General features: G+C 52.5%; 6 protein-coding genes. 3 read left to right on the forward strand and 3 right to left on the reverse strand.

Features of this window, described 5'->3' with window-relative positions; all coding sequences use genetic code 11:
- Positions 1-508: 508 nt before the first annotated feature.
- The 3 genes from C8R21_RS14595 to C8R21_RS16795 form a co-directional block, all read right to left on the reverse strand.
- Positions 509-5,539, reverse strand: coding sequence for a hypothetical protein (locus tag C8R21_RS14595; protein ID WP_107763353.1), 5,031 nt, complete (start codon positions 5,537-5,539; stop codon positions 509-511).
- Between the two features lie 245 nt (positions 5,540-5,784).
- Positions 5,785-5,886, reverse strand: coding sequence for a type II toxin-antitoxin system PemK/MazF family toxin (locus tag C8R21_RS14600; RefSeq protein WP_219906689.1), 102 nt, complete (start codon positions 5,884-5,886; stop codon positions 5,785-5,787).
- A gap of 183 nt (positions 5,887-6,069) precedes the next feature.
- A complete protein-coding gene (locus tag C8R21_RS16795; protein ID WP_107763354.1) occupies positions 6,070-6,417 on the reverse strand; it encodes a helix-turn-helix domain-containing protein in 348 nt (115 codons plus the stop codon).
- A 718-nt stretch (positions 6,418-7,135) separates the two neighbouring features.
- Here C8R21_RS16795 and C8R21_RS15995 point away from each other — a divergent pair.
- The 3 genes from C8R21_RS15995 to C8R21_RS14620 all read left to right on the forward strand — a co-directional run bounded on the left by C8R21_RS15995 (position 7,136) and on the right by C8R21_RS14620 (position 8,343).
- The gene (locus tag C8R21_RS15995; RefSeq protein ID WP_112893328.1) at positions 7,136-7,624 is read left to right on the forward strand and encodes a hypothetical protein; all 489 of its coding nucleotides are present in this window, start codon (positions 7,136-7,138) and stop codon (positions 7,622-7,624) included.
- A 100-nt stretch (positions 7,625-7,724) separates the two neighbouring features.
- Entirely contained in the window at positions 7,725-8,150 is a 426-nt protein-coding gene (locus C8R21_RS16750; protein WP_107763355.1) for a tyrosine-type recombinase/integrase, read from the forward strand.
- On the forward strand, positions 8,032-8,343 hold the full coding sequence (locus tag C8R21_RS14620; RefSeq protein WP_258192440.1) for a tyrosine-type recombinase/integrase: 312 nt from the start codon (positions 8,032-8,034) through the stop codon (positions 8,341-8,343). The genes C8R21_RS16750 and C8R21_RS14620 overlap by 119 nt, the downstream gene beginning before the upstream one ends.
- Positions 8,344-8,554 lie beyond the last annotated feature (211 nt).

The following is an 8,554-nucleotide window of genomic DNA, read 5'->3' on the forward strand; positions in this document are numbered from 1 at the left end:
ATCCATGCCGCACCTCCCTTCGTGCAGCTTATTATTTTCGCAGCTAAAGCTGACCGGCTAAAGCCGGTGGTTTAAACCTTGGGATGGAAAATTAAGCGAAAAACATGCGGCCGATTGGGTACCTCTCATTAGATCGAGCAGTTGGAAGCGCGCTCTGCCAAACCACTTCTGAACAAGAGTATAGTCAAAGCCTACCATCGTCGTTTCCTGCTCTACCGAGACGAGGTATAACTGATGCCTCGCATTGCACACCCGTAGAATCTTCTCCTTTCCATACTCCTCCCGGCCATTGGCATTGGTTCTATATCATACATCGGCCTGCTCTGTCTAAATAGAGGCGAATCGCCTCCCATCCCCTCCGGTTTCGTGGGGTTTCTGCTTTATGCTAAAAGCCAGGGGGAAGCAACTGAAGAAACAGTCTTACAAATCCTCCGGTTCCTTTGATGATATTGATATCAAAAAAGAGCGTCCACTCGGGACGCTCAAATGTGGATAGTTTTTCTCGTTCCTAGGATTTTGCCGAGTTGAAGTTGCCAAGGAGAATCAGGTCGCCCGGTACTGCGCAACTGCTGAACGAGATGTAGTTGTTCGATGGGAACAGCAGGTTTTTCAGCGCGAATACCGAAATGGAGTCAAACTGGATCGACAGTTTTTCCGCAATCTGCGTCGGCACCTGGCTCTGTATCTGCTGATTGACCTGCGCCGCCAGATCATCGGAGCCGCTAGGCCCTCCTCCCGACAAGTGACCACTGACCACAACTCCCTGACCGGAAGTCTTGATCTCGATGCTCTGGTTGCGCCCGCTTCCCCCCACACTCAGCGGTAACACAGCTTTCACCTCGATTGTCACGTCCGTTGCCAGCCTGGAATCGCTGCAGCGGGGGTCGCAATTCCACAAGCAGGGATAGTACGACGTGCAGGCACGCTGATTGTATTGCAGGGATTGCCCGCGCGATCCGCTGTAATACATCTGCCCGTTTGGTTGCACAGTAATGGTGGTGTCCGCCAGCGACCAGGAGACGTCATTTCCGCCCGGGATCGAGTAGGTATACTGAGTGATCGATCCGCTGCCATGACCGCTGCTGGTGGATGAACTATGGTTGAGCTTGCTCAAATCCACCGTACCGGTGACGCTGGCGCTAGTGAATTTGGCGGACCACGCCTTGGCTGAACTGCCTGGATCGACTCCTTGCAGCGCCCAGCCACTGTTTCTCAAACTTTGCGGAAGTACGTCCTTGAATATCAGCGCCGAGCGGACCATCATGCTGTTACTCTGGCCCTGGGGGATCGGCTCAGGGATATTGTTCAGGAAAGCCTGGGAGTAATTCAGCGCTGCCCGTCCCCCGGTCATGATAAAGAGCTGCAGCATCTCGTTATTGCCCGGTGTCTGGAGCGGCTTGAAGATAAAATCGCTTGGCTTGAGTGACTCCAGGGTGGGAATGGCGGTCAGGTCGAGCTGGTTGATCAGGTAGACCACGGGGTTATTGACGAAGTATTCCTTCACCGCCTTGTTGAATTCCACCTTGGTTGCGTCGCTCAGATCGATATTGCTGATCGAGAACGTTCCCTCCTTCATGTCGAGCTGAACTTTCAGGACATTGTGATTGCCGTTGTCAATCTTGACCGTTCCGGCCACCTTGGCCAGCTGAATCACCGCCGTCAGGGTTTCGCCGCCGATAGATTGGGGGGTATCGCACTGTTCAGGAAGTGATCCCACTTTCGAACAGCGCTCTACTGAACCGTTCAAAACCTCCATTTTCAGCATGGCCGTATTGTTGTTATTGATGCTGAAATTCAGAAGGGGATAGCCGTATTCGATGGTAAAGCGGTTGATCACGGTCACGTCGCCCGGATATTTTTCCGAGGTGTTAACAACGATTCTGTTTTTGTAGGCTGTGTCCTTTTTCAGGGCTTCGTACTGATCCTTCAGCGCTCTGTTGATCTCTTCCAGATTCATGTTGAACACTACATCCCAGCCGTTGGTGCAACTTCCCTGGGCATACATCTGCTTCAGCAACGTGTCTGTGGAGGGCAGGGCTGGAGCCGCAGCAAGCAACGGGCGGAAACCTTCAGCCGCCGGGGTCACAAGCGCCGTGGGCAAGCCTGATGCGAGCAGGCGATTCAATGCGCGGCGCTGCATGACTTTCTGCGCATCCGCAATTCTTGCTTCCAGCACGAAGGACAACCGGATCGTCAGGCTATCGCCATCGAACCGAAGGCTCTTGTTCGTGCTCGTGTTTGGCAGCGAAATCTCCCAGATGGAAAAGGGCGTCACCCGGCTTACACCTTCAGACCAGGATTGTCCGCCATCGGAAAACGTGGGCGAGTTGTCGTGGGCGTTATAGCTGTATATGCGCTCGCGCCACGGCGTGCGGAATGTCAGCGGATCACGATGGAGGTTGCGGTCATGAAAGGGGGTTCCGCTATAGGCCAGGCGCAGCAGATAAGTACCGCTTTCAGTCGACTTGACACCTTCCACGGAAGCAACCACGGAAACGATCCTGGCGTTGACATATTGGTAGAACGCCGGCGCATCCAGGAAGATGGTGGTGCGAAAGATATTGCCACCAGTCAGTTCCTCTGGCTTCACTCCTTCGATAAGGTATTCGATCGGCCTGGTTCTTGTGACCTGATACTGCGCAAGCAGGGATTTGGCCTCCAGCGTGGCGGCTTTCTGCTGGACTACTGCAGCGCTGAATTTCAGCAGGCTGTACGCGAGCACGGGTGTGGCGGCCTGAAGGTTGGCGTATTGAAGTGCCAGGTCCTGCATCAGGAATGCCTTGGCAAGAATAGTGAGCATCTGGTTCTGGATGAATGTCAAGTGTCCGGTCAGCGCCACCAGATCAATTGCGGAACGGTCGAGATCCTTCACCTGGGCAGGATGAAGCTTCTGCTGCAATTCCTCCAGCCGTTTTGCCTGGCGGCTGTTGATCTCTTTCTGCTTCTGGTTGGTATAGATGTCTCGTTGCAGGGCATGCAATGCGGATTCAGCGCCGGTTACAGCCTTGCCGCGCAGCACCATCGTGGCAAAAGCCGCTTGCAGACCTGCCTTTTCCGGTTTGATGTCCGGACCCGATGCCATGATCTGGTTGAACTGGATCGACATTTCATCCCAGGAAAGCATCGATAGATTGCCGAACTGCCCATCATCCAGATCATCCAGCGCGTGCTGAGCATTTTCCAAAACCTTGGCGCCGGTGCTCGCGCCGGTATAGAGCTTGGACAGGGCGTTGAGCACATTCAGCGTCTTCTGGATGCGTTGCACGGTAAGGCCGAGGTCTTTCACAGCGGAGATGGAGGATGCCGGGATGGCGATGGAAGTGCCAAGGCTGAACAGATTGGTGGCCACTTCCAGGCCGAACTTGATCGCTTCCATGGTTTGCCACTGCTGCACCGCGGATTTATATTTCTGTACCGTCAGGTTCACTTCTCCCTGGGCCTCGAACAGTGAGGCGCGCAGATCGTTGATCTTGTTCTGCTGCTGGGCGGCCTCGGCCTTGCTCTGGGCAATCAGCGAATCGTAGAATCCTTCCAGGTCTCTCTGCTGCTCGGCATTCGCCTTGATCACATCGCTGACCAGTTCGCCCGACTTGATGATGTTCTCATTGAGCGTCCTGCCGACATCGATCACCCTTTCTTCCAGGCGCCGGGTAGCCATGCGCTGTTCGTTTTGCGCCACCTGCAGCTGTATCCTGTCCAGATAGCTGAGTATGCTTTGCACATACTGCTCGTAGTCCGTGTAAGACAGGATCGGAACGAAGCTGCCATATTCCGGGTTGATGGCATAGCCGGCGAGATCCATCGCACGGACGCGTAGCGCAAGCAACTCTTCGCTGCCACTTGCGCCTGATAGGAATTCCGCCAACCAGTTCAGATAATCGCGCATGAACTGCTGGAGAGAACTGTTGGCTTTGCCCGACTGATCACTGATGGCTGCTTCGGCAAATGTCATGGAAAACTGAAGGCTGTTCACAAGCAAAGGCACGGCCTCAGCAGGAGGCACGACGCGCACGTCATCCGCGACAAAAGGCGTTGCCTCCGGACCCTTGCCTTCCAGCTCGAACCTGAGTCCATCCACGATGACACTGTAGCGTGAGCCGGAACTGTTTCTGATCGCCAAGGCACCGAGAAACTCATCACATCCCAACTGCAGCGATTCAAATGCCTCATCCGCCAGGGAGATCGCCCTGAGTTGGCCTTGCACCCGCATATCCAGCACCTGCCCGAACAGCCGCACTTTTTTTCCGGGCACCTCAATGGTTTTATTGCTGCTCACGGACAATACGTTGGCAAAAAGAATGAAATCCTGCACCTCTTCTGCAGCCACGAGTTGCATGTCTGCGAGATCCACACGCGCCTTGTACGCATTGATAGTTGGAGTCGCAATGAATGATACGACCCCCGCGGTATCCTGCGGCAGCATGCGGACAAAATCGCGCTGATCATAAATGGAAAAATTCGGCTGTATCGTCGTGCGGTACTTCTGCGCCATCGCGCCTTTGAAGATGCGCTGCCAGATCAGCCCGCGCTTCTGCTCGATCATCACACTCAGGCTGGCAAGCCGCACACCTATCACGGTCTGCTGGACGAATTCCTGCTGGAGATCGGCAAGCGACAAAAGGGAGTTGACGTTGAACAGCGAGAACACGCTGTTCTTTTTTGACCACAGCTTATCCAGCCAATCGCCCCGCTCCAGGGTCGAATTGAAAACGGCGGAATTGCTCAGGCAAATGACATTTCCATACTCTTCCACATAGCCGAAGATACCGGCCGCATGGTCGGTCGTAAACTGGACAAAATTTTGCGAGCCATGACCCGATAGCGGATTGCTGCCGTCCGCATAAGCCGACTTGATCCGCGCAAACTGTTCCGGCTGATAGGCAAACACCTGAAGGATGGTATCGCCCAGCTCCACGCCAGAAACATAATGGGTGCCAAATTCGCGGAAAGAACCCAGGACGTTGTTGGCATCATCCTTTGTCAGTTGATCGCCGTAATCCTGCAGCCGGCTGCGCCCGGCATGCCGCAACCTGGTCGAAGCCGAAGTGAAGGCAGGGGTGAGCCCATACTCGGGATCGGGCTGACGGGGACGCGCGTGTACCAGAATACCGCCCACCTCCGACGCATGGTTGCCCGCTCCATCCACCCTTTCCAGTTTCACCAGCGCATAGCCTAATCCCGGCTTCGTCAAATCCACGCCGATGGTTTTTGAAAGTATTTCCAGGGAAGCCCGGCTGCCTACAGCACCCGCCAGCAAGGCGCCCGGCCCAAAGGAAGGCGCATCGATGTCGCTGGAAGGCTTGACGATCTCGTACGGAATCAGCTCGTCCAGCAAGTCCAGTGCCGTTTCATGGAGCGTAATCATAGGGTAAGACCAGGAGCCCCGGTGCTCGACCGGTTCCACGGGCTTTAAATCCATCGCCTGGTGTTCGGCGCAATAGAGGATGTTGAGCAACCCCTTCTGCGGTTGCCAGTTCGGGTTAAGACCGCGAACGAGATTGGTGGAAAAACCGATGCTGAAATCCGGATTATTGTTCATGTTATGCATATCCCTGAAGATTGGCGATGAGGATCAAACAGGTGATTCCTGCTTGAAGAGGAAGAGACGCGGTATGGCTGAGCCAAAAAGGATATACAGAGGGTTAGCGCTTCAAGGCTCGGGAATACGGGCAGATTGGCGCTCTATTTGAGGTTTTGACGGTTTGGCTTTTTAAATGGCGGACTACCTTGTATCGTGCAACTGAGCCGCAAGCCTGCTCGTTTACCTAGACATTCCCAGATGAACTATAGGATTGCATCCTCCACCGCCAGCATGTCAGTCTTCGACAAGGCGCCAAGCTGATTTTTAAGGCGCACCTTGTCCGAGGCTATGATCTGATCAGCCATTAGCAAAACCAGCCGTTGCCGAAAAGCTTGAAAAACGAATGAGCCGGTCATTCCGGACAGAAAGCATCTCCAGATACTAATTCCCCCATAAAGCGATAAATGTATTGAGTTTCAGGAGGCGAATCAAAAATGAAAATTGGTCCCGCTATAGGTCAACTCTGCTACGACAACTCGATCTTCCTTCTATCTTATATATTGATAAAGAGTTTCCCGGCTTATCCCAAACTCTTTCGCCAGCTTTGTCCGGTTTGCTGCTGTAGCAGCCTGCTCTCGCAGCTGCCCAATCCTCTCTGTGCGTTCAGAGCCGGCTTCCTGCCCTTGTAGACTCCCTTGGCCTTTGCCAGCGCTATCCTTTCTCTTCCAGTAAGCCCCATCGGTTTCTTCGCGAGCACGAACTTTCCCATCGCACCGCCCCAGGAAGGCGATGGCCCGCGCCATGTCGGTCTTCCCGAGTACGGCGAAGACCCATGCCTGCTGCGCAGCGAGGCGAGCATTGATGTTCTCTATCCCGCGTTGATTCTTTAAAGGCATCGACTATAGTAAAACTTGCTACGGAACATCATCGTAGACGGGTTAATCTTTTTGGTACCAAATCGATTTTTTATTCACCTGAACGGATAGAGGAGAAAAATGAAAACAAGAAGGTTAATTCAAACTACACAATTGGTAAGCTTTTTCGGGCTTTCCGCTATGTTGTCAATAGCTGCAGCTGATCCACCTGTAGCACATCAATCTAAAACCCAGAATATTCCCGGTGTGATAGGACCCCCAACACCACCCCCAACAGACACACCCAAACAACCTCCTCCTCCTAAAATTCTTCATTGCGCCCAAGATTGCGATGCTTGTACGAGGGAAGGCCTTCGTTGCACAAGCAGCCTTGAGTGTATGAAGAAATATCCGGCCAACCCGATCCTGTGCTTGGTTCCGCAAAGATGATCTCCCACCACAACGAGAAATCGCGGAACTGAGCGTTGACCGTGAATTAGCAGTCGAGTATCTAAAGGCAGCGATGGAATCGCTCGATAATTTCGACGATCGGGCTGCCGAACATCCCGAGCTAAGGAAGAGGCGTACCTCGTTCATACTCCGGGTGTTTGGAAAGAAAATTCTCGTACTCCTCCCATTTTCCAAAGTAGCGCAAGGAATAGCTTGCCCCTGTCCCCCCATTGGAGGTCCTCCCGAGCTGAAAATCTATCTGATAAACCTTGCCTGCTTCAATGGGGGCTCTGATTATGGGGAAGGTTGGATGGTGAAGATTTCCGTAAATCGCAGATATCTCCAGATCATGGGTTCCAGGATCAACCTGAATCACATTCGGCAGCCCTATCGACCAAATCCTGTCAATCCTGTCAAATGTTGTCTTTCCGTCAACCGTTGTCTTTCCGTCAGCCTTAATTACAAATACCTCGACACGGGTGTAATCGGACGTGAATCGGATGGCACTACCCGCACGCAGGCAGAAGAATTTATCGAAAAGGCGCGACAGGACGCCAAATCCGGCAGACTCAATTTGCCAAAACGTCGAAAAATTGTTCTTGGGTTTGAGGAAGCGGCGGAGAGATACTTAGCCAAACTGGAACAAGAAGGGGGAAAAGACCTTTTGATGAAGCGGCGGCGCCTGTCGTTGCATGTAGTTCCGTTTTTTAAAGGCTTCCGACTTTCAAAAATCACTTCTTTTGACATCGAGCGGTATAAAAAACATCGCTTCTTGAAGTCGCTATGTGTAGCGGGGTGAAGCAAAAACCTAGAGACGCGACCAAGCTAAAAACCACGAGCCCAGGTACAGTAAATCGGGAGTTGGCTGTGATTTCGCATTTATGTAATGAGGCAGTCGAATGGGGTGGATTGATCGGCGGCCAGCTATTATCAAGCGATGCCGGGAGGAACAAAGCAGAATTACATACCTCACGATTGAGCAGATTAAACGACTAATTGAATGTGCCAAGCAAGACCAGAATCCTCAGATATACCCCTTTATAGTTATTGGCTTAGGGACTTCTATGCGTCGAATGGAAATTTTGGAAATTAGGCGCGAGAACGTTAATTTAAAGCAACGAACAATTTACATTCCAAACGCGAAGGGGGGAGCACGTGAGCAGCCTATTACCCGGCAACTAGCAGAATTTCTAGAGGGTTATATGACTGGATTGCAGAAAGGTACTCCATGGTTATTTCCTTCTCCAAGCGCAAAAGAAGGACACAACGATGGATATTCGCAAACCGTTTCGCCGTGTAGTTTCCGCCGCCGGAACGGATCCTGACGAAGTTGTGCGGCACACGCTACGCCATACCGCTATCACACACTTGGTCCAGGCTGGAGTGGACCTGCCTACGGTAAAAAGGATTTCAGAGCACAAAACCCTAATAATGGTTGAACGTTATGCTCACCAGAACGGCGAACATATCAAGACAGCAATGGACAAACTTGAGGACCGCCATCGGAAGATGAGGTAGTAATTCTGATCACAATTACACAAGAATTACACAAAGCAAAAGGTGGCTCTTCATCATTAACGGGGGACAAGGGTATTCATTAGACTTGTTTTTACGAAGAAGACGTTTAATGGAGGGGGTTTTACCCCATTTCTCCGGACGGTTTGGTTAAGCCTAAATCCTGCTTCTGATGCATTTCCAGCTGTCGCCGTTTTCGCGGGTTATGGAATCG

Source organism: Nitrosospira multiformis (assembly GCF_003050865.1).
Taxonomy (GTDB): Bacteria; Pseudomonadota; Gammaproteobacteria; order Burkholderiales; family Nitrosomonadaceae; genus Nitrosospira; species Nitrosospira multiformis_E.